Genomic DNA, 25,288 nt, shown 5'->3' with positions numbered 1-25,288 from the left:
CCGGGTTATTAGGTTTCCTCGCCCGAGGGCGGGGTTCCGGGTAATTCAGAGACTATGACCTTTGAAATACGCAAACTCCGTGCGCGGGCCCATGCCAGACAGCCATGACCACCGGCTCCTCATTGCCGGTGAAAGGAGGAACAGCGCGCCATTCCCCCACGGGTAACTGCAAGTTTGCCGCGTCCTGCGTTGCATTAAGCGTAATCAGCCAACGATCGGAGAGCAGAATCTGCATCCGTCGCGCGCCGTGCTGCCACTCCTCGGCAGACAGCGGCTGCGCGTCCTGATTGAGCCACTGAACGTTGCCGTCTCCCTCCTGCCACCAGCGGTCGTCCGTTAAGGCCGGAATTTGCTGGCGCAGATGAATTAAGGCGGCGGTAAAGTCGGTCAGCGCATCATCCGCATTTTTCCAATCGAGCCAGGTCAACGAATTGTCCTGGCAGTAGGCATTATTATTACCTTGCTGACTGTGACCGTGTTCGTCACCGGCCAGCAACATTGGCGTTCCTTGCGATAACAGCAGCGTTGTCAACAGCGCCTGAACGCTCGTTCGCCGACGCGCCATGACGTCAAGGTTTGCTTCCAATCCTTCGATACCATGATTATTGCTATGGTTATTGCTTGTTCCGTCACGATTTTCTTCACCATTAGCGTCGTTATGCTTGTTATTGAAGCTAACGCAATCGCGCAGGGTGAACCCATCATGCGCAGTCACCAGATTGACGGCCGCGCGCGGGCGACGATCCTGATGCGCAAAGACGTCGCTCGACGCCGCGAAACGCTGGGCAAAATCCCCCAGCGATAACGACTCTTCAAGCCAGAATCGACGCATCGCATCGCGGAAGTGGTCGTTCCACTCGCTAAATGCCGGCGGGAAATTCCCCACCTGATAACCGCCTTCGCCGATATCCCACGGTTCGGCAATCAGCTTGACCGTAGACAGCACGGGATCGTCGTGGATAGCGTTAAACAACGGCGCATCCTGGCGATAGCCCGGCGTTCGGCCAATCACCGGGGCTAAATCAAAGCGAAAACCATCGACGTGGCAAACGTCTACCCAGAAGCGCAGACACTGGTGGGCGTACTCAACAACGCCCGGGTGGCTGAGGTTTAGCGTGTTGCCGCAGCCCGTCCAGTTTTGGTAATCGCCGTCTTCTCTCAACCAATAATAGCTGCGGTTATCAATCCCCCGCAGCGAGAAGGTCTGACAGTGAAGATCCAGCTCGGCGCTGTGGTTAAGCACCACATCGAGAATCACTTCGATGCCGGCCTTATGCAGCGCTTTCACCGCATCGCGAAATTCATCCAGCGCGCGCTCGGGCGCGCTGGCGTAACGCGGCGCCAGCGCAAACATCGCCAGCGGGTTATAGCCCCAGTAGTTGCTTAACCCCATACGCAGCAGGCGCTGCTCGTTAGCGAAATGCGCCACCGGCTGTAGCTCCAGCGCGGTGATGCCAAGCCGCTTGAAATAGGCAATCATCACCGGGTGGCCGAGCGCACGATAGGTGCCGCGAATCGCTTCCGGTAAACCCGGATGACGCAGGGTCAGACCTTTCACATGCGCCTCGTAGATAACCGTTTTGCCCCACGCGGTGCGCGGGGCGACGTCATCCTGCCAGTCGTAGCTCAGATCGACGACCACCGACTTTGGCGCCACCGGGGCACTGTCGCGGGTATCCGGTGCATCGTAACCGTCGTGAAAGCGCGGATCGTCGACCGGGTCGCCCTCAACGCGATAACAGCACGGGTCAAGCAGCAGCTTCGCCGGATTAAACCGGTAACCCTGCTGCGGTTCCCACGGACCATGGACCCGATAGCCGTAGCGCAGCCCGGGGCGCGCATCGGGCAAATAGCCGTGCCAGATGTCGCCGCTGCGGGCGGGAAGGTCATAACGCGTCTCATTGCCCTGCGCATCAAACACGCACAGTTCCACCCGCTGCGCATGCGCCGAGAACAGCGTGAAGTTCACGCCGTTGTCATCGGCGTGCGCGCCTAACGGCGCGGGTTTGCCTACAGCGAGTGGCCCCATGCTTAATCTCCTTCCCGAACCAGCCAAATCGTCGACAGCGGCGGCAGTGTCAGACTCAGCGACTGCGCGCGGCCGTGGCTGGCAATCTCATCGCTATGGACCACGCCGCCGTTACCGGCGTTGCTGCCATGGTAATGGGCCGAGTCGGTGTTCAGCACTTCGCGCCAGCGGCCGGGCTGGTTGATGCCGAAGCGGTAATCGTGACGCGGCACCGGCGTAAAGTTGCTGGCGACAATCACTTCGTTGCCGGCTTTATCACGGCGCACGAAGACGAACACCGAGCGGGCATGATCGTCCACCACCAGCCATTCAAAGCCGTAGGGGTCGAAGTCCAGCTCGTGCATCGCTTTGTGGTGGCGATAGGTATGGTTGAGGTCGCGTACCAGACGCTGCACCCCGTTGTGCCAGTTATCCTCGCCTTCCAGCAGATGCCAGTCGAGGCTGCCGTCAAAGTTCCATTCCCGCCCTTGAGCGAACTCATCGCCCATAAACAGCAGCTTTTTACCCGGGAAGGCGAACATCCAGCCGTAATAAGCGCGCAGGTTGGCAAACTTCTGCCACGCGTCGCCTGGCATACGGTCAAGAATCGATTTTTTCCCGTGGACCACTTCGTCATGCGACAGCGGCAACACGAAGTTTTCCGTGTAGTTGTACAGCATGCCGAAGGTCATTTTGTCGTGGTGATACTGACGGTGCACCGGGTCGAGCTTCATGTAGTCGAGGGTGTCGTGCATCCAGCCGAGGTTCCACTTAAACCAGAAGCCCAGGCCGCCCATATCAGACGGACGCGAAACCCCGGCAAAGTCGGTTGACTCCTCCGCCATGCTGACGGCGCCCGGCACCTGCTCACCCAGCACGCGGTTGGTGCTGCGCAGAAACTCAATCGCTTCAAGATTTTCACGGCCGCCAAACTCGTTAGGGATCCACTCACCCTCTTTACGACTGTAGTCGCGATAAATCATGGACGCCACGGCGTCGACGCGAAGCGCATCAATACCAAAACGTTCAACCCAGTACAGCGCGTTGCCGGTCAGGAAATTGCTGACCTCGCGGCGGCCGTAGTTGTAGATCAGGGTATTCCAGTCCTGATGGTAGCCTTCACGCGGGTCGCTGTGCTCGTACAGGTTGGTGCCGTCGAACTCGGCTAAGGCAAAATCATCGGACGGGAAGTGGCCCGGCACCCAGTCAAGAATCACGTTCAGACCGGCGGCGTGCGCGGCGTTGATAAAGTAACGGAAGTCTTCGCGGGTGCCGAAACGGCGAGTCGGCGCGTACAGTCCGGTCGGCTGATAGCCCCAGCTACCGTCGAAAGGGTGTTCATTAATCGGCAGCAGCTCCAGGTGGGTGAACCCCATCCATTTCGCGTAGGGCACCAGCTGCTCGGCCAGTTCGCGGTAGCTGAGCCAGTAGTTGTTATCGGTATGACGACGCCAGGAGCCCAGGTGCACTTCGTAGATAGAGATCGCCGCGTCGAACTGGTTCGCTTTTTTCCGCGCTTCGCTCTGCTCCACCTTTGGCGGCAGCCCGCAAATCAGCGAAGCCGTTTCCGGACGCATTTGCGCTTCGAAGGCGTACGGATCGGCCTTGATGCGCAGCGCGCCGCGAGCGTCGATCATCTCGAATTTATACAGCTGGCCGTTATGCGCGCCGGGGATAAACAGCTCCCAAATGCCCGTTTCCCGGCGCAGTCGCATCGGGTGACGACGGCCGTCCCAGTGGTTAAACTGCCCCACCACGGAAACGCGCTGAGCGTTAGGCGCCCAAACGGCAAAGCGTGTCCCGGTGACGCCGTCCATAGTATCCGCATGCGCACCCAGCTTTTCATACGGGCGCAAATGGGTTCCTTCGGACAGCAGCCATGCGTCCATCTCCTGGAGCAACGGGCCAAAGCTATAGGGATCGTCAATAAGGTTCTGTTGGCCATGCCAGACGACGGCCAACTGATAGCGAAACGCATTTTTACGGCGCGGCAGAATGCCGCTAAAGAAGCCACGTGAATCCACGCACTCCAGCTTGCCGACTTTACGGCCGGTTTTCGGTTCAATCACCCAAACATCAGTCGCGTCGGGCAACAGCGCCCGAACTTCCAATCCAGCTTCCGTTTTGTGCATTCCCAGAACGGAAAAAGGGTCTGCAAAATGGCCTGCAATCAGCGCATTAATCACGTCTCTATCAACACGATCGGACATGCTTCATCATCCTTTGTTTTGTCTCGCCTTAATCCAATTTTCATGGCGACATATGTGACCTGAACGGCACGGCACGAAGTTGTGTGCCTCTTTCAGCCCCGTCCAACCTTCAGTCAAGGTGACAGACCTTGATTAAAGCATAGTCAACGCTTTACCTGACTCCTGAGAGAAAAATAGACATCACTGCGTTTACTCCTTGTATTACGCAAAAAAAAGGGGTGGTTTGCCACCCCTCATCAATAACCAAATGTTTACGCCAGCTGGCGCAGCATACGGCGCAGCGGCTCTGCCGCGCCCCACAGGAGCTGGTCGCCAACGGTAAACGCTGACAAATATTCCGGCCCCATATTCAGTTTGCGCAGACGCCCAACCGGTGTGGTCAACGTACCGGTAACGGCGGCCGGGGTGAGTTCGCGCATCGTAATTTCACGATCGTTCGGCACGACTTTCGCCCACGGGTTATGCGCCGCCAGTAATTCCTCTACGGAACTAATGGAAATATCTTTTTTCAATTTCAGAGTGAATGCCTGGCTGTGGCAGCGTAGCGCGCCGACGCGCACGCAGAGGCCATCAACCGGGATGACGGAAGAGGTTGCCAGAATTTTGTTGGTCTCGGCCTGGCCTTTCCACTCTTCACGGCTCTGACCGTTGTCGAGCTGTTTGTCGATCCACGGGATCAGGCTGCCTGCAAGCGGTACGCCGAAGTTATCAACCGCCAGATCGCCGCTGCGGGTCAGGGTGGTGACTTTGCATTCGATCTCGAGGATTGCGGAGGCCGGATCGGCCAGCTCGCTGGCAACATGGTGGTGCAGTTGGCCCATCTGGGTCAGCAGTTCGCGCATATGGCGCGCGCCGCCGCCTGACGCTGCCTGGTAAGTCGCCACGGAGGCCCACTCAACCAGATCGTTGGCAAACAGGCCGCCTAATGACATCAGCATCAGGCTGACGGTGCAGTTGCCGCCGACGAAGGTTTTAATACCGTTGTTCAGACCGTCGGTGATGACCTGCTGGTTCACCGGGTCGAGAATAATGATGGCGTCATCTTTCATGCGCAGCGAAGAAGCCGCGTCAATCCAGTAGCCCTGCCAGCCGCTTTCACGCAGCTTCGGATAGATTTCGTTGGTATAATCGCCGCCCTGGCAGGTGACAATAATGTCGAGCGCCTTCAGCGCTTCAAGATCGTAGGCGTCCTGAAGCTTACCACCGGTGGTACCGCCGAACGACGGCGCAGCTTGACCTAACTGAGAGGTGGAGAAGAAGACCGGGCGAATGGCGTCAAAGTCGCGCTCTTCAACCATGCGTTGCATGAGTACAGAGCCGACCATCCCGCGCCAGCCGATAAAACCAACATTTTTCATAACGTGTTTTCCTGCGAATATGTGCTGTTAATGCGTACCAGTTCCACTGGGCATCCCTTCACATTACAAAAAGCAGCTAAAGTCGCAAGTGAAATTAATCAATGATTGCAAAGCAATCAGAAATGCAACTTATTCCCCCTACCCTGGGGGCCACATCTCTCCGCGTTGAACTCCGCAACAAAGAGGATGTGTAGAGCAGAAATTCCACAACAATTATCAGGGAATTTGAGTCATGAGTGAAATCTTTTCCGCCGCCGTTTTATTGATCTTGATTATGGATCCATTGGGAAATTTACCCATTTTCATGTCGGTGCTAAAGCACACCGAACCCAAGCGCCGCAAGGCGATCATGATTCGTGAGCTTTTAATCGCACTTCTACTCATGCTGATTTTTCTCTTCGCGGGCGAGAAGATTCTGGCCTTTTTAAACCTGCGCGCCGAAACGGTTTCCATCTCCGGCGGCATCATTTTATTCCTGATTGCCATTAAGATGATTTTCCCCAGCGCGACCGGCAGTAGCTCAGGGCTGCCGGCGGGCGAAGAGCCGTTTATCGTGCCGCTCGCGATTCCGCTGGTTGCCGGGCCGACGCTGCTGGCCACGCTGATGCTGTTGTCGCATCAGTATCCGAATAACCTGTCACACCTGGTCATTGCGCTGCTGATTGCCTGGGGCGGTACGGTGGTGATTTTGCTGCAGTCGTCGCTGTTCCTGCGTCTGCTGGGGGAAAAAGGCGTGAACGCGCTTGAGCGCCTGATGGGGCTGATTCTGGTGATGATGGCGACCCAGATGTTCCTGGACGGCATTCGGATGTGGATGAAGGGATAAAACAATTTGGCCGGGCAAGTGCCCGGCCAAATGCCCTCTGTAGGCCGGATAAGGCGTTTACGCCGCCATCCGGCAATGTGCGCTGAGCTGCCTGATGGCGCTGCGCTTATCAGGCCGACAAGTGGGGCATTAACTTAATAACGTAAACGCGATCATACCGATAATCGCCCCAACCGTACCGAGGATGGTTTCCATCATGGTCCAGGTTTTCAGCGTCTGGGCTTCGGTCGCGCCGGTAAATTTACCAAACAGCCAGAAGCCCGCATCATTGACGTGGCTCACCACGATAGAACCGCCGCCGATACAGATAGACAGTGCAGCCAGCTGCGCGCCATTGTAGTTCAGCTGTTCAATAACCGGCATCACCAGACCCACAGCCGTCAGACAGGCGACCGTTGCCGAACCCTGAATAATACGTACCGCAGCGGCCAGAATGAAGCAGGTCAGCGCAATCGGCAGGCCCATACCGGTGAGGGCTTCGCCCAGCGCCGGACCGACGCCAGAATCCACCAGCACCTGTTTGAACACGCCGCCCGCACCGATCACCAGCAGAATAATCCCCGCCGGCTGCAGCGCTGCGCCACAAATCGCCATCACTTTATCTTTCGCCATGCCCTGACGGAACGCCAGGCCATAAATCGCCACCAGGCAGGCAATCAGAATCGCGGTGAAAGGGTGACCAATAAATTCAAACCACTGATAGGTTTCTGACTCCACCGGCACAAAGCGCGCGGCGACGGTTTTCAGCCCCACCAGAACCAGCGGCAGCAGAATCAGCGCCAGGCTAAAGCCGAAGGACGGCATTTTGCCTTCGCCAAGATGCGGCTCGGTGATGTCATCAGGAATATTCAGCTCGACGTAGCGGCTGATAAAGTTGCCCCACAGCGGCCCGGCGATAATCATCCCAGGAATGGCTGCGCACAGGCCAATCAGAATCATCCAGCCAAAGTCGGCATGCATCTGAGATGCCAGCAGCATCGGCGCAGGCCCCGGCAGCAGGAACGCCGCAGCGGCGGCAACGCCCGCAAACAGCGGGATCACCAGTCTCACCAGGTTGGTCCCGGTGTGGCGCGCCATTGAGAAGGCGACGCTGATCAGCAGCACGATGGCCACTTCAAAGAACAGCGGCAGTGCGCAGATAAGGCCAGCAATACCGATCGCATAATGCGCACGGCTGTTGCCGAACGATTTCAGCATTTTGACGGCAATCTGATCGACCGCGCCGGTTTCGTGCAGCACTTTGCCGAACATCGCCCCCAGCGCAACAACGATAGCCAGGAAGCCCAGCGTACCGCCCATCCCTTTCTCCATGGTTTGCGCGATTTTAATCAGCGGCATACCGGAGAAAAGCCCGGCACCAATGGAAACCACCATCAAAGCCAGGAAGGCGTGCATACGCGCCTTCATGACTAAAAACAGCAGCAGCAAAACGGAGCCCACTGCGGTTAACACTAACGATAAAGTTGTCACGCTTTGCGGCCTTTGTTAATCACTTCAATCGTGCTGTCGATAACGCCGTCCAGCGGCTGATCGATATCAACCACCAGCACATCGCGTTCGTCAGCGCTCGGTTCCTGCAGCGTTTCAAACTGCGTCACCAGCATCTGCGTTTTGAAGAAGTGGCCTTTACGCGCCTTCAGGCGGCTCTCGATCAGGTCGAAATCCCCTTTCAGGTAAACGAAGGAGAGGTTCGGGTTACCTTCACGCAAAATATCGCGGTACGCTTTTTTCAGCGCGGAGCAGACAATCAGCGAAACCTTGTTGGTACGCTGCATGGCGAAGGCAGCATCGTTCAGCGCCTGCAGCCACGGTTTGCGGTCGTCGTCGTTCAGCGGCTCGCCGGAGGACATTTTGACGATATTGCTGCGCGGGTGCAGGAAATCGCCGTCCAGAAATGCGGCGTTCAGGCGATGCGCGACTTCGCTCGCAACGGCGGATTTGCCGCTGCCGGATACGCCCATCAGTACATAGACGTGGTGATCGTGGTTAGTCGTGCTCAAGGCGTCCTCCTGTTGGGCACTAGCAATGTGATTCGGGTAATTGTTACGGGTAACTGTTATCGGTAACATTGTCCCGCCGGGCAACTGGATAAGCAATAACCATTCGTGCCGGAAGTGAATTCTGAGTGAATATGTGTGATCTAGTTCAAATTTGTTAGGGCTAAATAGAACCGCCCGGTGACAAAGTGAAACCTAAATCTAACATTTTTGGCGTAACTGCTTCACCACGAATGCGCGCTAACAGGCGCTCTGCCCCGATACGCCCCATACGCTCACGCGGCGTCAGTACGCTGGCGAGGCGCGGCTCCATCACCTGGCCGATATCGTGACCGTGGAAACCGGCAATCGCGATGTCATCCGGGATCTTCAGCCCCAGACGCTGGCATTCAAATGCGGCGCCGACGGCCAGGTCATCGTTGGTGCAGAAAATACCGTCAAGCTGCGAGAATTCACGTCGCGCCTGGCGCATCAGCTCAATGCCCGAGGTGTACGACGACGACTGCTCAACCATCACGCTGTACGGCGTGAGGCCAGCGTCAAGCATGGCCTGCTCGTAGCCCTTTTGTTTGATGATAGTACGTTCATCAAGACGCGCGCCTAAATAGGCGATGTGCCGATGGCCGCGGGCGATAATCGCCGCCGTCATCTGCCGTGCGGCTTCAAAGTTATCAAAACCAACGGCAATATCGAGGCATGGCGACTGGCTGTCCATCAGCTCGACGACCGGAATACCGGCCACCTCAATCATCTTGAGCGTGCGGGGCGTGTGGGTGCGTTCGGTGAGAATCAGACCGTCGATGTTCCAGGAGAGCATGGATTCCAGACGCTCCTGCTCCATCTCCGGCTTATAGCCGTAGTGAGCCAGCATCGTCTGGTAGCCGTGGGCGTCGGTAACGCTTTCCACGCCGCGCAGCACTTCAGCGAAAACCTGGTTTGTTAATGAGGGTAATAGCACGCCGATGGCGCGACTGGTCGCATTGGAGAGAATATCGGGGGCCCGGTTGGGGATGTAGCCCAGATCGTCCAGCGCCGCTGCAATTTTGCCGCGTAACGCTTCAGACACTTGCTCCGGATTACGTAAAAAACGGCTAACCGTCATTTTGGTGACGCCCACGCGGTCGGCAACATCCTGCAGTACGGGTCTTTTCTTTTTCATCGTCCAAAGGCAAACAAATGTGAAGTATTTTTGAAGTTTACCACGGAGATGACGCAACCTCCCCGCTAGATTGGGGAGGTTGCGCTAATTATTTAAGCCTGATCAAACTGGCGGCAGATCGAAGAGCAAAATTTCGCTTTCGCTATCGGCATGGACCGAAATGGCCTGTTCATCCCAAATAGCCAGACCATCGCTGGTGGTGGCTTTGGTGCCATTAATGCTCACTTCGCCTTTCACGACCTGAATCCATACGCGGCGGTCGGCGGCAATCTGATGAACCGACTGTTCACCCTTTGCCAGCGCCCAGCGGTACAGCTCCATATCCTGATAAACCTTCAGCGAGCCTTCACGGGCGTCCGGCGACAGCACCAGTTGTTTACCCTGCGCAGCGTCGAAGCGGCGCTGTTCATAGCGCGGCGTGATGCCGGTTTTTTCTGGAATAATCCAGATCTGGTACAGGTGCAGCTTATCGGTGGCGCTCGGGTTGTACTCGGAGTGACGCACGCCGGTGCCCGCACTCATAATCTGGAACTCACCCGCCGGCACCTGTTCTTTGTTGCCCATGCTGTCCTGATGCTCTACCGCGCCTTCCAGCACGTAGGTCAGAATTTCCATGTCTTTATGCGGGTGGGTCCCGAAGCCCTGACCGGCGTCAATCACGTCATCGTTAATGACGCGCAGCGCGGAGAAGCCCATGTAATTTGGATCGTAGTAGTCGGCAAAAGAGAAGGTATGCCAGGAGTCCAGCCAACCATGATTCGCGTGACCACGTTCATTTGCTTTGCGTAAGAAAATCATTTGTTACCCCCTCATGTTTTCGATGAAACCAGTTTGGACGTAAATCGTGCAGGATGATAGTGGGTGAAAATTGACGCCTCTAGTCAAAAAATATGAATAAGATTAGAGACGCCAACGGTGCTGATGTTAGAGGGTTATCGTAGCCGGAGAAGGCTGCGCAAAGCCGCGTTCGAGTATCTCCATATTCGTCAGAGCATCAGATTCACTGACGAAGTTCTCGCGACCGTTGACGAGGGTGTCATACAGCGCATCGTATACGCGCCCGTAGTCGCCGGTTTCAATCATGACCTCTTCGCGTACGGTATTGCCGTCATCATCGACGTATTCCAGCAGGCCTACGCTATTGTCAGCGCCAAAACCCGGTTCTCCCGGCATGATATTCGCCTTCAGGCTGGTTTCCTGCTGATCGATACCGTATTTGATAAATGACCCTTTATGACCGTGGACGATAAATTTCGGGTAGGCCAGCTTCACCAGATGGCTGCTTTTGACGATGGCTTTCAGGTCGCCATAGAACAGCTGCGCTTCGAAGGTATCATCCGGGTTAGCTTTGTTACGCAGGTGGCGGATGTCATAAGAAACCTGCTGCGGGCGGCCGAACAGCGCAATGATTTGGTCCAGCGTATGCACGCCAAGGCCATAAAACACGCCATCCTGCGGCAGCCCCGGTTGACCCGCGTCTACGGGGCGATAGTTGTCAAAGTGGCTCTCAATTTCCACAATCTGCCCAAGCTTGCCGCTTTCGATGACTTTTTTCGTGGTCAGGAAACAGGAATCAAAGCGGCGATTTTGGTAAGGCGAAATCGTCAGGCCTTTACTTTTCGCCAGTGCAAACAGTTCTTTAGCTTCGGCCAGCGTCGGGGTGAACGGTTTTTCAACCAGAACATTTTTACCCGCTTCCAGCGCTTTTTTCGCGTACTCAAAGTGGCTGTCGGCGTGGGTACACACCACCACCAGCTTCACCTGCGGATCGTTCAGGATGTCGTCGAGCTCACTGGTAAAGTGGATGTGCGCATACTGCGGCGCCTGTTCGTCCGGCTTTGGGCTACGGCGATAGATGTGCGCCACGTGCCAATCGGCTTTACGGTGCAGAACGTAGGGAAGATGGTAGCGAGTGGTGCTTTTGCCAAAGCCAATGAAGGCACAGTGTAGAGTCATGGTTCAGTCCTTTTGAAGTGTTTACTGAACACCATAGCGCAACGACAGGCAAAAAAAAGCCAGCGTTAAGCTGGCTAAAGTAATACTGGAAGCAATGTGAGCAATGTCGTGCTTTCAGGTACTCCGCAAGGACGCCCTGAATGCAGGACAATAATAATCATTCTCATTCGCACTTGTCCAACACTTTTTTGCAAAAAAAGCGCATTGACGCACATTTTAAAATCAATGATGGTAAAGATGACTATCAACCACAGAGGATAAGATGAATGAGCGATATTGTGATACGCCACGCCGAAGCCAGAGATGCTGAACCTTTACGCCGCATCACCGCACATCCGGGGGTTTATCATGACACGCTACAAATTCCTCATCCGGCCATGGAAATGTGGGAAGAACGACTAAAACCGCGTCCAGGCCGTCGACATCTGGTGGCCTGCATCGACGAGCAGGTGGTCGGCCATCTGGTGCTGGATGTGGCGGATAACCCGCGCCGCAGCCACGTCGCCACCTTCGGCACCAGTATTTCCGCCGACTTTCAGGGGCGCGGGGTGGGCAGCGCGCTGATGCGTGAAATGATCAACCTGTGCGACAACTGGCTGCGCGTCGAGCGCATCGAACTGACGGTCTTCGTCGATAACCCCGCGGCGCTGGCGCTGTACCGTAAGTTCGGTTTTGACATTGAAGGCACCGGTAAGCGCTACGCGCTGCGTAACGGTGAGTATGTCGATGCCTACTTTATGGCGCGGCTGAAGACGGCGCACTGAACGGCTCCCTCTCCCTTACGGGGAGAGGGTTAACGTTAGGGTCAACTAGAACCCTGCGGTTAAGTCATCCGGCGAACGCGGGTCGGACGCACCGTACAGCGTGCCGTCCGGGTCGACCATAATGCTCTGCGTGCTGCCCATGGCCTCTTTCACCGCCACCTTCTGCCCTTTCGTTTCCAGCAGTTTAAGCGTATCCGGGCTGAACCCCTTCTCAACCCGCAGCTCGTCCGGCAACCACTGGTGGTGGAAGCGCGGCGCATTGGTCGCCTCAGCGACGTTCATCCCAAAATCAATGCTGTTCACGATCATTTGCAGCACCGTAGTAATAATGCGGCTCCCACCCGGGCTACCGGTGACCAGCCAGGTTTTACCGTCTTTCACCACGATGGTCGGCGACATCGACGACAGCGGGCGTTTTCTTGCCTCTACCGCGTTGGCATCACCGCCCACCAGACCATACACGTTCGGCACGCCGGGCTTGGCGGAGAAGTCATCCATTTCATTATTCAGCAGAATGCCGGTGTTCCCCGCCACAATGCCGGTACCGAAGGTGGTATTGAGGGTATAGGTTACCGCCACCGCGTTGCCGTCTTTATCCACTACTGAGAAATGGGTGGTCTGGTTACTTTCATATGGCGCCAGCTTGCCGGGTTTTATCTGGCTGGAGGGTTTGGCTTTGTTGATGTCAATCTGGTCGGCTATCGATTTAGCGTAGGCTTTGTTGGTCAGCGCCTGCCACGGCACCTTCACAAAATCCGGGTCACCAAGATATTCTGAGCGGTCGGCATAGGCGCGTTTTTCCGCTTCCGCCATCAGTTGCATCGCGTCGGCGCTGCCGAAGCCGTATTGATGCAGGTCGACGTTCTCAAGGATATTCAGGATCTGCACGATATGGATCCCGCCGGAGGACGGCGGCGGCATAGAGAAGATTTCATAGCCCCGATAGGTACCGCTAATCGGCGTGCGTTCGATGGCCTTATAACGAGCCAGATCCGCCTTGCTCATCAGCCCGCCGTTTTTGTGCATTTCATCGGCAATCTGATCGGCAATCGCCCCTTTGTAGAAGGCATCCGGGCCGTGTTCGGCAATCAACGCCAGGCTTTGCGCCAGATTAGCCTGCACCAGCTTGTCGCCTTTTTTCAGCGGCTCACCGTTTTTCCAGAAAATAGCTTTGCTATTGGCGTGATTCGGTAGCACTTCACTACCGTAAGTCTTGAGATCGTCGGCCAGCGCATCGTTCACGATAAAGCCGTCTTTCGCCAGCTTCATCGCCGGGTGGATCACTTTATTGAGCGGCATCGTGCCGTATTTTTCCAGCGCCAGTGAAAAGCCCGCAACGGTACCCGGCGTGCCTGAAGCCAAATGCGATGTCAGCGATTTTTTACTGTCCGGGTTGCCGTGCTCATCTAGGAACATATCGCGAGAAGCCTGCTCCGGGGCCATTTCACGAAAGTCGATCGCCGTAGTTTTACCGTCTTTGGTACGCAACAGCATAAACCCGCCGCCGCCGAGATTACCGGCCTGCGGGTGCGTGACCGCCAGCGCGTAGCCCACCGCCACCGCCGCATCGACGGCATTACCGCCCTGACGCAGAATATCCACGCCCACGCGGGTGGCTGCTGCATCGACGGATGCCACAATCCCCTTTTGGGCCCGTACGGGATGAAACACATCTTCTTCCACGCCGTAAGATACCGGGGGCGGAGGCGGAGGCGGGGCCGCCAGCGCGCTAAAACAGCTTCCTGAGAGCAGGGCGGCAAGCGCAACCCGGCGTAAAAACGTCAGCGTTATCATCATCATTATTCTCCAGACATGCAGGTATGGTCCGCACTAAGCCTGGTTCATAATGCTGAAATAATCCTCGTGACGGTGGGAAAGGAGTAAACTTAGAGTATCCCCTACAAGGAGGAAAGATGATGAAACGATTACTGATTGTCGCGGCGTTCTTGCCGTTCGCCGCGCTGGCCGCACCGCTGAACGTTGACAACAACCCAAACCAGCCGGGCTACGAAATTCCCAGCCAGCAGCGGATGCAGTCACGCATGCTCAACCAACAGCAGCAGCAGAAAGGCATGCTGAACCAGCAGCGGCAGGTGCAGACGCAGCAACAGCAGCAGCATCTGCAAAACCAGCTCAAAGCTAACCAGCAGCGCGTCCAGCAGGCGCAGCCCGGGATGCTCAATCAGCAGCAGCCGTTGCCCAATAACAACGGCGGCATGCTCAAATCCTATTAAGGCTGGAAGTCGGGTCCTATCACGTCAATCGCATCGGTACAGATGCAGTTTACGCCCCAGCGCAGCAGCTCCCGTGCGCGCTGGGGATTGTTTACCGTATACACCAGAATCTTCAGCCCGGCAGCGCGCAGCGCGTCCACCCGCGCTTCATCCAGCACACGGTGATTAAGGTGAATGGAGACGCAGCCCAGGCGTGAGGTCAGCGTCTGCCAGTCATCCCGCCACTCATCCAGCAGCAAACCGCGCGGCAGCTCGGGGGCCGCGAGCTGCGCGGCCTCAAGCGCATCGATTTCAAACGACGACAGCAGCGGCGGCGTCATATCGTTCCACAGCTCACGGGCGGCCAGCGCGATCGTTTTACCGGTCAGCGGCCCACAGCCGGTCGTCGGTTTAATTTCAATATTAGCCATCATGCCATGCCGACGGCAGCGTTCCGCCACCTCAGACAGCAGCGGCAGCGGCTCGCCCTTAAAAGCGCTGCTGAACCAGCTTCCCGCATCCACACGCAGCAGATCCTGCCAACTGAGATCGCCCGCTACGCCCCAGCCGTTGCTGGTGCGCTCAAGGTTATCGTCATGCAGTAAAAAAATCTGACCGTCCTGAGATAGCTTGGCGTCAAACTCAATCATGGTGTGGCCGTAGCGCGCGCCCACGTCGATCGCCGCCAGGGTGTTTTCCGGGGCTAATTTACCGCCGCCGCGGTGGGCGACGATGTGAGGATAAGGCCAGTTGCTCATACACGCATTCCTGTTTCACCTTCGAAGAGGTGCAGATGATCGTCCGGCAGATGCAGCCACAGCGTAGTGCCTGCGTGCGGGCGTAACTGATGCGGTAAACGCACCACCATTTTCTGTTCGCCAAAGCGCCCATGCGCCAGGTTATCTGCACCCAAAATTTCCAGCGTATCGACCACCATCGGCACGCCGTTTTCCGCCTGTGAGCTTAACGCAATATGTTCCGGACGAATACCCAGCGTCATGGCGCGTCCGGCATATTCACGCCGCGTCTCCGGCAGCGACAGCTGCATACCGTTTGCCAGCGCAAAGCGCGTGCCGGACGCGTCCAGCCGCCCGTCCAGCAGGTTCATCGCCGGGCTGCCGATAAAGCTCGCCACAAAGCGGCTGGCCGGCTTCTCGTACACTTCCACCGGCGTGCCGATTTGCTCGGCGATACCTTTGTTCATCACCATGACGCGCTGGGCGAGGGTCATCGCTTCAACCTGATCGTGGGTGACGTACAGCGAGGTGGTGTTCAGGCGGCGGTGAAGCTGCTGCAATTCAAGACGCATCTGCACGCGCAGTTTCGCATCAAGGTTGGAAAGCGGTTCATCAAACAGGAACACCGCCGGGTCGCGCACGATGGCGCGGCCCATGGCCACACGCTGACGCTGGCCGCCGGACAGCTCGCGCGGGCGGCGTTTCAATAGCCCATCCAGCTCAAGAATGCGCGCCGCTTCCCGGACCTTCTCAGCAATGTGCGCCTTGCCCAGACCGCGAATTTTCAGCCCCCAGGCCATGTTTTCTTCCACGCTCATGTGCGGATAGAGCGCATAGTTCTGGAACACCATTGCGATGCCGCGATCCTTCGGCTCCATCTCGGTGACGCGTTTACGGTCAATCCAGATATCGCCGCTGGTGACGCGCTCAAGCCCCGCCACCATGCGCAGCAGCGTCGATTTCCCGCAGCCCGACGGGCCAACCATCACAATAAACTCCCCGTCCGCCACGTCCAGCGTCAGCGGTTGAATGACCTGGGTTTTACCGTCCCAGCTTTTGCTTACTGCCTGTAGTTTTAAACCAGCCATTTTTATTTCTCACTGTCCACTAAACCACGCACAAATGCCCTCTGCATGGCTAAAACGATAACGACGGGGGGAATCAGGGTCAGCAGCATCGCCGCCATCACCTGGTTCCACTGCGTGGTGCCTTCACCGGTGGCGATCATCCCTTTGATGCCCGCTACGGCGGTGCCGAGATTGACGTCGGTAATAATCAGCAGTGGCCAGAGATACTGGTTCCAGCCGTAAATAAAGGTAATCACGAACAGCGCCGCCAGATTGGTTTTCGACAGCGGCAGCACGATGTCGCGAAAGAAACGCATCGGCGAGGCGCCATCGATTCGCGCCGCCTCAATCAACTCGTCCGGCAAGGTCATAAAGAACTGACGGAACAGGAAAGTTGCGGTTGCCGAGGCCATCAGCGGCAGCGTCAGCCCCGCGTAGCTGTCGAGCATCTTCAGGTTGGCAATCACTTCAACCGTCGGGAAAATACGCACCTCAACCGGTAACATCAGCGTGATAAAGATCATCCAGAAGAACAGGTTACGCAGCGGAAAGCGGAACCAGACGATGGCGAAGGCGGAGAGCATCGACACCGCGATTTTGCCGACGGTAATGGCAAACGCCATGATGAAGCTGTTAAGCATCATCAGCCAGAACGGCGCGCTGTTGGCACCCACGCCGTTGACCCAAATCGCCTGCATATTTTCCAGCAGATGCGTGCCAGGAATGAGCGTCATCGGCGTTTCAAACACGGCCTGGTTATCCAGCGTGGCCGCCGTAAACGCCACGTACAGCGGGAAAAGAATCACGATAATCCCGAGGATCAGCATGGTGTGGCTGAATATCGTCAGCCCGCGACGGTTCTCAATCATTGGTAGCGCACCTTTCTTTCCACGTAGCGGAACTGCACCACGGTCAGGATGATGACGAGGAACATCAGCACCACCGACTGGGCGGCAGAGGCTGAGAGGTCCAGCCCGGCAAACCCTTCGCGGTAAATCTTGTAAATCAGCGTGGTGGTGGCCTGCACCGGGCCGCCGGCGGTAGCCGCATCAATCACCGGGAAGGTGTCGAAGAAGGCGTACACCAGGTTCACCACCAGCAGGAAGAAACTCACCGGCGCAATCAGCGGCAGCGCCAGCTTGAAGAAGCGGCGAATCGGGCCCGCGCCGTCGATGGCAGCGGCCTCCACTAAGGAGCGCGGAATAGATTGCAGCGCGGCGAAGAAGAACAGGAAGTTGTAGCTGATTTGCTTCCACACCGAGGCGAAAACCACCAAGAACATAGCCTGACCGCTGTTTTGCGCATGGTTCCAGTCATAGCCGAACTCGCCGAGGAAATGGGTAATCAGGCCACGACCGGGGTTGAACAGGAAGATCCACAGCACGGCGGCCACGGCAGGCGCGACGGCGTAAGGCAGCAGCATCAGCGTCTGATAGAGACGGCTGCCGCGCACCACGTAATCCACCAGCGCGGCGAAAAACAGCGACACCAGCAGGCCGCTGACGGTGACCAGGGTGCTGAACTTCATCGTCGTCCAGAAGGAGTCGAGATAGTACGGATCGTGGAACAGCGTGACGAAGTTATCCAGGCCGACAAACTGGCTGGAGAGGCCAAACGGGTCGACGTTTTGCAGCGAGTACCACAGCGCTTCACCGGCGGGCCAGATAAAGAAAATAACGGTGATAATCAGCTGCGGGGCGACCAATGCGTAGGGCAGCCAGCGGGATTTAAACACCGGACGGGATGATGACATGAAGGTTTTATTCCTGAGCAGTGCCGGATGGCGCGATGCTTATCCGGCCTACATCAACGCGTAGGCCGGGTAAGGCGAAGCCGCCACCCGGCATTTCACATTAAGACTTGGTCGATTGCTCGAAGCGGCGCAGCAGCTGATTCCCGCGCTCTACCGCAGAGTCCAGCGCCTGCTGAGGCGTTTTCTTACCGGTCCACACGCTTTCCAGCTCTTCATCCACGATGGTGCGAATCTGCGGCATGTTGCCCAGACGCAGGCCTTTGGTGAACGGCAACGGCGGCTTGTTCAGCATCTGACGCGTGGCGATATCGGCGCCAGGATTCTTGTCATAGAAGCCCTGCTGACGCGTTAAATCGTACGCCGCGGTGGTGATCGGCAGATAGCCGGTTTTCTGATGCCATTCCGCGGCATTTTCCGGCTTCGCCAGGAACTCAAGGAACTTCGCCACGCCGGTGTAGGTTTCTTTGTCTTTACCCTGCATCACCCACAGGCTCGCCCCGCCAATGATGGCGTTTTGCGGCGCGCCCTTCACGTCGGCGTCGTACGGCATCATGCCCACGCCGTAGTTGAATTTGGCGTAATGACGGATGTCTGCCAACGAGCCGGAAGAAGCGGTGGTGATAGCGCAATCGCCGTTGTAGAACTTCTCGGTCGATTCGTCTTTACGGCCAAAGTAACTGAAATCGCCCTTCTTATTCAGCGCTTCCAGCAAGGCAATGTGTTTGACCTGCTCCGGCTTGTTGAACTCCAGTACCGCATCGGTACCGTCGAAGCCGTTGTTTTTAGTCGCGACCGGCAGACCGTGCCAGGCGCTGAAGTTTTCAATCTGGATCCAGCCCTGCCAGCCGCTGGCGTAGCCGCACTTCATACCCGCCGCTTTTAGCTTCGCGGTATACTCGGCCAGATCCTGCCAGGTTTTTGGCGGCTGCTCCGGGTCTAACCCGGCTTTCTTGAAGGCGTCTTTGTTGTAGTACAGCACCGGGGTAGAGCTGTTAAACGGCTGGGAGAGCAGGTGCCCGGTTTTCGCATCGGTGTAGTAACCGGAAACCGTCGGCACAAACTGAGATTCGTCGAACTTGATACCGGCATCGCTGAATACCTGATATACCGGCTTAATCGCCTTAGAGGCCATCATGGTGGCGGTGCCCACTTCATACACCTGCAGCAGCGCCGGGGCGTTGCCGGTACGGAAGGCGGCGATGCCTGCGCTCAGGCTCTGCTCGTAGTTGCCTTTGTACACCGGGGTAATTTTGTAGTCCGGGTTGGCGGCGTTAAAACGCTGCGCCAGGGAGTCAACTTCTTTGCCCAGCTCACCTTCCATTGAGTGCCAGAACGGAATCGTGGTAACCGCCATAGCCTGACCTGCGAATGCCAGACTCATTGCCAATCCTAAAGCTGTATGTCGTAACGATATCATCGGTTATCTCTCTTTTTGTGCCGGGATGCGCGATATCACGCGTTTTATGTTCGCGGGGGTAACATGACATGCTCGAATGACAGAAAAATAACTTTTTTATTACAAAAAAAAGATAGTAACGCGACAAAGGGATGGCAAGGCGGTGACGGTTGTGAGAAGGGAAAGTGGGAGCTGAGACACGTATAGGTGTCGTGTCAGTACCCGGGTCGGCGCTGGCACAGCACTATCGGGATCATCCACGGAGCCGGGCTGCTATCTGCTCCAGCGTGAGTTGCCCAGCGGCAGCCTCAACCGTCATCGCAACAAAATCAGGATTAGCCGGTAATGAAATGCCGTTACGCTTTAAAAACAGTAAGGTAATAAATAATGCCGTCCGTTTATTTCCGTCATTAAAAATATGCCCACGCGAAATCGCCAGCAGATGCATTGCCGCAAGCAGCCAGACATCTGTCACGCCTTGATATTCGATTTGATTGAGCACCCGGTACATCAGCGCTTCTGCGCGGCCAGGATCGGGCATTCCCTCTACGCCAGGCGTTACGCGGAGCAACCTGTCGTGAAACTGTATTATCTCTTCCGCTGAGATAATCTGAAGGGTCATTTATCTGCCAGCTCCCTGATTTCATTACCATGTATCGCCATGATTGCCGCGAATTCATCATCCATTCTGGCCGCCTGATAACGCTCAAATTCTTCCGCGCTGATAATCACCGCAGGCTTATGCCCTCGGCGCGTAATGGTGACAGGCCCCCCGCTGACGGCACTTTCCAGTACCTCCGCCAGATTCTGCCGCGCTTCACTGTAGTTAATCGTACGCATATTCACCTCCAAATATGTACAATACAATTGTACAGCCATATTGTACAAAAAGAGAGCCATGAGGCTCTCTTTTTGTTTGGCCCGGGCGCTGCTGAAAACTAACCGCCGAGGTACGCGCTGCGCACCGCTTCGTTAGCCAGCAGCGCATCACCCGTGTCTTCCAGCACCACGTGGCCGTTTTCCAGCACGTAGCCGCGGTCGGCAAGCTTCAGCGCCTGGTTGGCGTTCTGCTCGACGAGGAAGATGGTCATGCCCTGCTCGCGCAGCTGTTCGATGGTGTCGAAGATCTGCTGGATGATAATCGGCGCTAATCCCAGCGACGGCTCATCCAGCAGCAACAGGCGCGGCTGGCTCATCAGCGCACGGCCAATCGCCAGCATCTGCTGCTCACCGCCGGACATGGTGCCCGCTCGTTGGATACGGCGCTCAAGCAGGCGTGGGAACAGCTCGTAGACCCACTTGATGCGATCCTGGAACTGATCACGCTCGGCAAAAAAGCCGCCCATCGCCAGGTTCTCTTCCACCGTCATGCGCGAGAAGACGCGGCGCCCTTCCGGGACAATCGCCACCGCTTCGCGCATGATTTTCGCCGTCTGCCAGTCGGTAATGTCTTTATCATCAAAGACAATGCGCCCGCTGGTGGCGCGCGGATCGCCGCACAAGGTGCCGAGCAGCGTGGTTTTGCCCGCGCCGTTGGCGCCGATAAGCGTTACGATCTCACCCTGATTAATGTGCAGACTCACATCGTGCAGCGCCTGAATCTTACCGTAGTGGGCGCTGACTTTATCAAACGATAACATCACTTTATCCATATTATGCCTCACCCAGATACGCGCGGATCACATCCGGGTTGTTGCGGATCTCTTCCGGCGTGCCGTTGGCTAACGGCGTGCCCTGGTTCACCACGTAGATACGGTCGGAAATACCCATCACCAGCTTCATATCGTGTTCAATCAACAAGATAGTGGTGTTGTGATGATTACGCAGTTCGGCAATCAGCTCGTCCAGCTCTTTGGTCTCTTTTGGGTTAAGACCGGCAGCCGGTTCATCGAGCATCAGGATTTCCGGCTGGGTCACCATGCAGCGGGCAATCTCCAGGCGACGCTGGTCTCCATAGGCCAGGTTCGACGCCTGGCGGTTGGCGTGCTCAAGCAGGCCGATACGCTCAAGCCAGACGGCGGCGCGGTCCAGCGCTTCGCTCTGCGCGCGCCTGAACGATGGCGTTTTCAACAGCCCGGAGAAGACACCGGTTTTCAGCTGCTGATGCTGTGCCACCAGCAGGTTTTCAATCACCGTCATCTCGCGGAACAGGCGCACATGCTGGAAGGTACGTACCACGCCCATACGCGCAATCTGCTGGCCTGGCAGCCCTTCCAGATGCTTATCGCGCAGCATAATGGTGCCGCCAGTCGGCTTGTAGAAGCCGGTCAGGCAGTTAAAGACCGTGGTTTTTCCCGCGCCGTTCGGGCCAATCAGGGAGACGATCTCCTGAGGATGCAGCTCCAGCGCCACGTTGTTGACCGCCAGCAGGCCGCCAAAACGCATCATCAGGCCGTTAACGGATAATAATGGCTGACTCATACCTGCTCTCCTTCTTTCGCTTGCCCGTTTTTCAACTTCATCTGTACACGGGTCATCGGCAGAAGGCCCTGCGGACGCCAGATCATCATCAGCACCATCAGGCCGCCGAGCATCAGCATGCTGTATTCGTTAAAGTCACGCATCAGCTCGCGTGACACCACCAGCAGAATCGCCGCGAGGATGACCGCAAACTGCGAGCCCATCCCGCCCAGTACCACAATCGCCAGCACGAAGGCTGACTCGGCAAAGGTGAACGATTCCGGGCTAACAAAGCCCTGGCGCGCGGCAAACAGCGTACCGGCAAAACCGGCAAACGCGGCGCTGATGGTAAAAGCGGTCAGCTTGATGCGCGTTGGGCTCAGGCCCAGCGAGCGGCAGGCAATTTCATCTTCACGCAGCGCTTCCCACGCGCGGCCCAGCGGCATACGCAGCAGGCGGTTAATCACGAACAGGCTCAGCACCACCAGCAGCAGCGCGACCAGGTAAAGGAAGATAACGCGGTCGGACGGGTCGTACTTGACGTTAAAGAAGTTGCTGAAGGTATCCCAGCCACCTTCACGCGCGCTGCGGCTGAACTCAAGGCCGAAGAAGGTTGGCTTTGGAATCTGGCTAATGCCGTTCGGGCCGCCGGTGATTTCGGTGTTGTTAAGCAGCAGGATACGGACGATTTCACCGAAGCCCAGGGTCACAATCGCCAGATAGTCACCGCGCAGACGCAGCACCGGGAAGCCCAGCAGGAAGCCCGCCGCCGCCGAAACCAGCCCCGCTATCGGCAGGCAGGTCCAGAAGCCGAGGCCGTAATAGTGGTTCAACAGCGCGAAGGTGTAAGCGCCGATGGCGTAGAAACCGCCGTAGCCCAGCACCAGCAGGCCAGAGAGTCCCACCACCACGTTCAGACCCAGGCCGAGGATGATGTAAATCATGGTCAGGGTGGCAATATCCACCGTCCCACGCGACACCATAAACGGCCACGCCACGGCAATCACCAGCAGCGCAATCAGGAACAGCTTTTGTTTCACCGTCGAGCCGTCAATCGCCGGCAGGATAAACTTCGGCCCGGAGACGCTTTTCAGCCCTTTCTGGAACAGCGGGCGCAGCATCTGGAAGAAAAACACCACCGCCGTGCCGATAAAGATCCACTGCCAGCGGATATCCGCCGCGCTGCCGACCACCAGTTTGGTGCCATCAAGCTGCAACTGCACGCCCATAAAGACGCCTGCCAGCACAAAGAACATGGCGGCAGAGAGCAGCGCCATCGCAAATTGCATCGGTTTCATACTTTCTCTACCTCCGGGCGGCCCAGGATACCGGTTGGCATCACCAGCAGGACCACGATCAGCAGCGCGAACGACACCACGTCTTTATATTCGGTGCTCAGGTAGGCCGACGACAGCGCTTCCGCAATGCCGAGGATCAGTCCGCCGATCATCGCGCCTGGAATGCTGCCGATACCGCCGAGTACCGCCGCGGTGAAGGCTTTCATCCCGGCCATAAAGCCGATGTACGGGTTGATAACGCCGTAGAACTGGCCAAGCAGTACGCCCGCCACCGCCGCCATCGCCGCACCGATAACGAAGGTCAGCGCAATCACACGGTCGGTGTTGATGCCCAGCAGGCTGGCCATCTTCAGATCTTCGGCACAAGCACGGCAGGCGCGGCCCATCCGCGAGTAGCGAATAAACAGCGTCAGCGCCAGCATCGCGATAAAGGTCACAATCCAGATGACCAGCTGCATGGTGGTAATTGAAGCGGAGAAGTTATCGCTGCTGCCAACAATCCACTGACCGTTAAACAGGCTCGGCAATGCGACATCGCGCGAACCTTCGGTCAGGCTGACGTAGTTTTGCAGGAAGATAGACATCCCGATAGCGGAGATCAGCGCAATCAGACGCTTGGAGTTACGTACCGGGCGATAGGCTACCCGTTCGATACTCCAGCCGTAGGCGCTGGCAATGACGATCGCCCCGATAAAGCCAGCCGCCACCAGCAGCCAGCCGGTGTCGATGCCCATCATCATCAGCGCGGCGATGATCATAAAGGAGACATAACTACCGATCATGTACACCTCGCCGTGGGCGAAGTTGATCATGCCGATAATCCCGTACACCATGGTGTAACCGATGGCGATCAGTGCATAGGTGCTTCCCAGCGTTACGCCGTTAAACATCTGCTGCACAAAGTAGAGAACCTGCTCTGACATAAATTAGCCTTTTGCTACCCCTGCGGATCTTCGCCCGCCAGGGGGAAATGAAGGTTACTTCACCGCGCTGGATGAGCCGTCGGCGTGCCACTGGAAGACGCCAAATTCAAAGCCTTTCAGGTCGCCTTTTTCATCCCAGGACAGCGGCCCAATCACGGTTTTCGCCCCGTTGGCTTTTAAATCCTTAATCAGCGCCTGCGGCTCATCGCTGCCGGTACGTTCCATGGCGGTAGCCAGAGACTGCACGGCGGCGTAGGTGATCCACACGTACGGGCCGCTCGGATCTTTCTTCTGCGCTTTCAGGGCATCGACGATAGCGCTATTTGCCGGATCCTGGTCATAGCGTTTTGGCATGGTCACCAGCATACCTTCCGCCGCAGCGCCCGCGATGTTCGACAGCGACGCGTTACCCACCCCTTCCGGGCCCATAAACTGGGTTTTCAGACCCACGGCGCGCGCCTGACGCAGCATCTGGCCCATTTCCGGGTAGTAGCCGCCGTAGTAAACGAAGTCGATATTCTCTTTTTGCAAGCGGGCAATCAGCGCGGAGAAGTCTTTCTCCCCGGCGGTAATGCCGTCGAAGAAGACGATGTTGGCGCCGCCTTTTTTCAGCCCATCCTGTACGGAACGCGCCAGGCCTTCGCCATACTGCTGTTTGTCATGAATGATGGCGATACGCTGCGGTTTGACCTTATTCAGAATGTAGTTTGCCGCCGTCGGCCCCTGCGAAGAGTCCAGACCTGCGGTTCGCATAATGTACTGATAGCCGCGTTGGGTCAGCTCCGGGTTGGTGGCCCCTGGGGAGATCATCAGAATGCCTTCATCTTCATAAATGTCAGACGCAGGCTGCGTTGAAGAGGAGCAGAGGTGGCCGATGACGTATTTAATACCGTCATTGACGATTTTGTTGGCGACCGCCACCGCTTGTTTCGGGTCACAGGCGTCGTCGTACTCCACGCCCACCAGTTTATCGCCCTTAATACCGCCTTTGGCGTTGATATCTTTAATGGCCTGGCGCGCGCCGTTGAACTCCATGTCGCCCCACTGCGCAACCGGGCCGGACATCGCACCAACGACCGCAACCTTGATATCGTCAGCCAAAGCCCCTTGAGACATAGCCAGCGCGATCATCCCTGCGATTACTGTTTTTGTATTCCTTTTCATACTTCGGGATCCCCATTCGTGATGTCGTGTTTACACGTCGTGGCGTGTAGATATTTTGT

The 25,288-nt window shown here is 56.9% G+C and carries 23 protein-coding genes and 1 pseudogene; 3 read left to right on the top strand and 21 right to left on the bottom strand.

The window, feature by feature from the left end:
• Positions 1 to 52 precede the first annotated feature (52 nt).
• From glgX to asd, 3 genes are all read right to left on the bottom strand, one after another.
• Positions 53 to 2,029, bottom strand: coding sequence for a glycogen debranching protein GlgX (gene glgX, locus H7R56_RS01955; RefSeq protein ID WP_106925103.1), 1,977 nt, complete (start codon positions 2,027 to 2,029; stop codon positions 53 to 55).
• A gap of 2 nt (positions 2,030 to 2,031) precedes the next feature.
• Entirely contained in the window at positions 2,032 to 4,218 is a 2,187-nt protein-coding gene (gene glgB / locus H7R56_RS01950; protein ID WP_106925102.1) for a 1,4-alpha-glucan branching enzyme, read from the bottom strand.
• A gap of 251 nt (positions 4,219 to 4,469) precedes the next feature.
• Positions 4,470 to 5,576, bottom strand: coding sequence for an aspartate-semialdehyde dehydrogenase (asd, locus tag H7R56_RS01945; RefSeq protein WP_182928500.1), 1,107 nt, complete (start codon positions 5,574 to 5,576; stop codon positions 4,470 to 4,472).
• A gap of 232 nt (positions 5,577 to 5,808) precedes the next feature.
• On the opposite strand from asd, the gene H7R56_RS01940 reads away from it, so the two are divergent.
• Positions 5,809 to 6,402 carry a YhgN family NAAT transporter gene (locus H7R56_RS01940; RefSeq protein WP_106925100.1) on the top strand — a complete coding sequence of 198 codons (594 nt, stop codon included), beginning with the start codon at positions 5,809 to 5,811 and terminating at the stop codon, positions 6,400 to 6,402.
• Positions 6,403 to 6,531: 129 nt separating this feature from the next.
• Here the strand turns inward: H7R56_RS01940 and gntU are convergent, their stop codons facing one another.
• From gntU to H7R56_RS01915, 5 genes are all read right to left on the bottom strand, one after another.
• Positions 6,532 to 7,872 carry a gluconate transporter gene (gntU, locus tag H7R56_RS01935; protein WP_106925099.1) on the bottom strand — a complete coding sequence of 447 codons (1,341 nt, stop codon included), beginning with the start codon at positions 7,870 to 7,872 and terminating at the stop codon, positions 6,532 to 6,534.
• The gene (gene gntK, locus H7R56_RS01930) at positions 7,869 to 8,402 is read right to left on the bottom strand and encodes a gluconokinase (RefSeq protein ID WP_106925098.1); all 534 of its coding nucleotides are present in this window, start codon (positions 8,400 to 8,402) and stop codon (positions 7,869 to 7,871) included. Before gntK ends, gntU begins: the two co-directional genes overlap by 4 nt.
• A gap of 160 nt (positions 8,403 to 8,562) precedes the next feature.
• A complete protein-coding gene (gene gntR, locus H7R56_RS01925; RefSeq protein WP_106925097.1) occupies positions 8,563 to 9,558 on the bottom strand; it encodes a gluconate operon transcriptional repressor GntR in 996 nt (331 codons plus the stop codon).
• Between the two features lie 102 nt (positions 9,559 to 9,660).
• On the bottom strand, positions 9,661 to 10,356 hold the full coding sequence (locus H7R56_RS01920; RefSeq protein WP_064541402.1) for a pirin family protein: 696 nt from the start codon (positions 10,354 to 10,356) through the stop codon (positions 9,661 to 9,663).
• A 126-nt stretch (positions 10,357 to 10,482) separates the two neighbouring features.
• Positions 10,483 to 11,514: an oxidoreductase gene (locus H7R56_RS01915; protein WP_106925096.1), complete on the bottom strand. Its 1,032-nt coding sequence runs from the start codon at positions 11,512 to 11,514 to the stop codon at positions 10,483 to 10,485.
• Between the two features lie 266 nt (positions 11,515 to 11,780).
• Between H7R56_RS01915 and yhhY the strand changes: the two genes are divergently transcribed.
• Entirely contained in the window at positions 11,781 to 12,278 is a 498-nt protein-coding gene (gene yhhY, locus H7R56_RS01910) for an N-acetyltransferase (protein WP_106925095.1), read from the top strand.
• A 45-nt stretch (positions 12,279 to 12,323) separates the two neighbouring features.
• On the opposite strand, the gene ggt is transcribed toward yhhY, so the two are convergent.
• Positions 12,324 to 14,072 carry a gamma-glutamyltransferase gene (gene ggt / locus H7R56_RS01905; protein WP_106925190.1) on the bottom strand — a complete coding sequence of 583 codons (1,749 nt, stop codon included), beginning with the start codon at positions 14,070 to 14,072 and terminating at the stop codon, positions 12,324 to 12,326.
• A gap of 122 nt (positions 14,073 to 14,194) precedes the next feature.
• On the opposite strand from ggt, the pseudogene H7R56_RS01900 reads away from it, so the two are divergent.
• Positions 14,195 to 14,506 (top strand): annotated as a pseudogene (locus H7R56_RS01900) (DUF2756 family protein); the annotation flags it as partial.
• A gap of 2 nt (positions 14,507 to 14,508) precedes the next feature.
• Here H7R56_RS01900 and ugpQ read toward each other — a convergent pair.
• From ugpQ to livK, 12 genes are all read right to left on the bottom strand, one after another.
• Positions 14,509 to 15,249, bottom strand: coding sequence for a glycerophosphodiester phosphodiesterase (gene ugpQ, locus H7R56_RS01895; protein ID WP_106925094.1), 741 nt, complete (start codon positions 15,247 to 15,249; stop codon positions 14,509 to 14,511).
• The gene (locus H7R56_RS01890; protein ID WP_106925093.1) at positions 15,246 to 16,316 is read right to left on the bottom strand and encodes a sn-glycerol-3-phosphate import ATP-binding protein UgpC; all 1,071 of its coding nucleotides are present in this window, start codon (positions 16,314 to 16,316) and stop codon (positions 15,246 to 15,248) included. Before H7R56_RS01890 ends, ugpQ begins: the two co-directional genes overlap by 4 nt.
• Before the next feature lie 2 nt (positions 16,317 to 16,318).
• Positions 16,319 to 17,164 carry a sn-glycerol-3-phosphate ABC transporter permease UgpE gene (gene ugpE, locus H7R56_RS01885; protein ID WP_106925092.1) on the bottom strand — a complete coding sequence of 282 codons (846 nt, stop codon included), beginning with the start codon at positions 17,162 to 17,164 and terminating at the stop codon, positions 16,319 to 16,321.
• Positions 17,161 to 18,048 carry a sn-glycerol-3-phosphate ABC transporter permease UgpA gene (gene ugpA, locus H7R56_RS01880; protein ID WP_106925091.1) on the bottom strand — a complete coding sequence of 296 codons (888 nt, stop codon included), beginning with the start codon at positions 18,046 to 18,048 and terminating at the stop codon, positions 17,161 to 17,163. Before ugpA ends, ugpE begins: the two co-directional genes overlap by 4 nt.
• 100 nt (positions 18,049 to 18,148) lie before the next feature.
• Complete coding sequence (ugpB, locus tag H7R56_RS01875; RefSeq protein ID WP_106925090.1) at positions 18,149 to 19,465, bottom strand: sn-glycerol-3-phosphate ABC transporter substrate-binding protein UgpB; 1,317 nt, start codon at positions 19,463 to 19,465, stop codon at positions 18,149 to 18,151.
• A gap of 232 nt (positions 19,466 to 19,697) precedes the next feature.
• Positions 19,698 to 20,066, bottom strand: coding sequence for a type II toxin-antitoxin system death-on-curing family toxin (locus H7R56_RS01870; protein ID WP_106925089.1), 369 nt, complete (start codon positions 20,064 to 20,066; stop codon positions 19,698 to 19,700).
• Positions 20,063 to 20,284 (bottom strand): type II toxin-antitoxin system Phd/YefM family antitoxin, encoded by a 222-nt coding sequence (locus tag H7R56_RS01865; RefSeq protein ID WP_181357971.1) that lies wholly within the window; start codon positions 20,282 to 20,284, stop codon positions 20,063 to 20,065. The genes H7R56_RS01870 and H7R56_RS01865 overlap by 4 nt, the downstream gene beginning before the upstream one ends.
• A gap of 98 nt (positions 20,285 to 20,382) precedes the next feature.
• A complete protein-coding gene (livF, locus tag H7R56_RS01860) occupies positions 20,383 to 21,096 on the bottom strand; it encodes a high-affinity branched-chain amino acid ABC transporter ATP-binding protein LivF (protein WP_106925088.1) in 714 nt (237 codons plus the stop codon).
• 1 nt (position 21,097) lies between these two features.
• The gene (gene livG / locus H7R56_RS01855) at positions 21,098 to 21,865 is read right to left on the bottom strand and encodes a high-affinity branched-chain amino acid ABC transporter ATP-binding protein LivG (RefSeq protein WP_106925087.1); all 768 of its coding nucleotides are present in this window, start codon (positions 21,863 to 21,865) and stop codon (positions 21,098 to 21,100) included.
• On the bottom strand, positions 21,862 to 23,142 hold the full coding sequence (livM, locus tag H7R56_RS01850; RefSeq protein ID WP_106925086.1) for a branched chain amino acid ABC transporter permease LivM: 1,281 nt from the start codon (positions 23,140 to 23,142) through the stop codon (positions 21,862 to 21,864). Before livM ends, livG begins: the two co-directional genes overlap by 4 nt.
• Positions 23,139 to 24,065 carry a high-affinity branched-chain amino acid ABC transporter permease LivH gene (livH, locus tag H7R56_RS01845; RefSeq protein ID WP_106925085.1) on the bottom strand — a complete coding sequence of 309 codons (927 nt, stop codon included), beginning with the start codon at positions 24,063 to 24,065 and terminating at the stop codon, positions 23,139 to 23,141. Before livH ends, livM begins: the two co-directional genes overlap by 4 nt.
• Before the next feature lie 54 nt (positions 24,066 to 24,119).
• Positions 24,120 to 25,229, bottom strand: coding sequence for a high-affinity branched-chain amino acid ABC transporter substrate-binding protein LivK (livK, locus tag H7R56_RS01840; protein ID WP_106925084.1), 1,110 nt, complete (start codon positions 25,227 to 25,229; stop codon positions 24,120 to 24,122).
• Positions 25,230 to 25,288 lie beyond the last annotated feature (59 nt).

Source organism: Klebsiella sp. WP3-W18-ESBL-02, assembly GCF_014168815.1.
GTDB lineage: Bacteria > Pseudomonadota > Gammaproteobacteria > Enterobacterales > Enterobacteriaceae > Kluyvera > Kluyvera ascorbata_B.
The sequence above is the reverse complement of the archived record's forward strand: the minus strand, read 5'-3'. Positions and strand labels throughout refer to the sequence as shown.

Coding starts and splice junctions, on each gene's coding strand:
- glgX (WP_106925103.1), bottom strand. CDS start 2,029: ATGGGGCCACTCGCTGTAGGCAAACCCGCGCCGTTAGGCGCGCACGCC.
- glgB (WP_106925102.1), bottom strand. CDS start 4,218: ATGTCCGATCGTGTTGATAGAGACGTGATTAATGCGCTGATTGCAGGC.
- asd (WP_182928500.1), bottom strand. CDS start 5,576: ATGAAAAATGTTGGTTTTATCGGCTGGCGCGGGATGGTCGGCTCTGTA.
- H7R56_RS01940 (WP_106925100.1), top strand. CDS start 5,809: ATGAGTGAAATCTTTTCCGCCGCCGTTTTATTGATCTTGATTATGGAT.
- gntR (WP_106925097.1), bottom strand. CDS start 9,558: ATGAAAAAGAAAAGACCCGTACTGCAGGATGTTGCCGACCGCGTGGGC.
- H7R56_RS01920 (WP_064541402.1), bottom strand. CDS start 10,356: ATGATTTTCTTACGCAAAGCAAATGAACGTGGTCACGCGAATCATGGT.
- H7R56_RS01915 (WP_106925096.1), bottom strand. CDS start 11,514: ATGACTCTACACTGTGCCTTCATTGGCTTTGGCAAAAGCACCACTCGC.
- yhhY (WP_106925095.1), top strand. CDS start 11,781: ATGAGCGATATTGTGATACGCCACGCCGAAGCCAGAGATGCTGAACCT.
- ggt (WP_106925190.1), bottom strand. CDS start 14,072: ATGATAACGCTGACGTTTTTACGCCGGGTTGCGCTTGCCGCCCTGCTC.
- ugpQ (WP_106925094.1), bottom strand. CDS start 15,249: ATGAGCAACTGGCCTTATCCTCACATCGTCGCCCACCGCGGCGGCGGT.
- H7R56_RS01890 (WP_106925093.1), bottom strand. CDS start 16,316: ATGGCTGGTTTAAAACTACAGGCAGTAAGCAAAAGCTGGGACGGTAAA.
- ugpE (WP_106925092.1), bottom strand. CDS start 17,164: ATGATTGAGAACCGTCGCGGGCTGACGATATTCAGCCACACCATGCTG.
- ugpA (WP_106925091.1), bottom strand. CDS start 18,048: ATGTCATCATCCCGTCCGGTGTTTAAATCCCGCTGGCTGCCCTACGCA.
- ugpB (WP_106925090.1), bottom strand. CDS start 19,465: ATGATATCGTTACGACATACAGCTTTAGGATTGGCAATGAGTCTGGCA.
- H7R56_RS01870 (WP_106925089.1), bottom strand. CDS start 20,066: ATGACCCTTCAGATTATCTCAGCGGAAGAGATAATACAGTTTCACGAC.
- H7R56_RS01865 (WP_181357971.1), bottom strand. CDS start 20,284: ATGCGTACGATTAACTACAGTGAAGCGCGGCAGAATCTGGCGGAGGTA.
- livF (WP_106925088.1), bottom strand. CDS start 21,096: ATGGATAAAGTGATGTTATCGTTTGATAAAGTCAGCGCCCACTACGGT.
- livG (WP_106925087.1), bottom strand. CDS start 21,865: ATGAGTCAGCCATTATTATCCGTTAACGGCCTGATGATGCGTTTTGGC.
- livM (WP_106925086.1), bottom strand. CDS start 23,142: ATGAAACCGATGCAATTTGCGATGGCGCTGCTCTCTGCCGCCATGTTC.
- livH (WP_106925085.1), bottom strand. CDS start 24,065: ATGTCAGAGCAGGTTCTCTACTTTGTGCAGCAGATGTTTAACGGCGTA.
- livK (WP_106925084.1), bottom strand. CDS start 25,229: ATGAAAAGGAATACAAAAACAGTAATCGCAGGGATGATCGCGCTGGCT.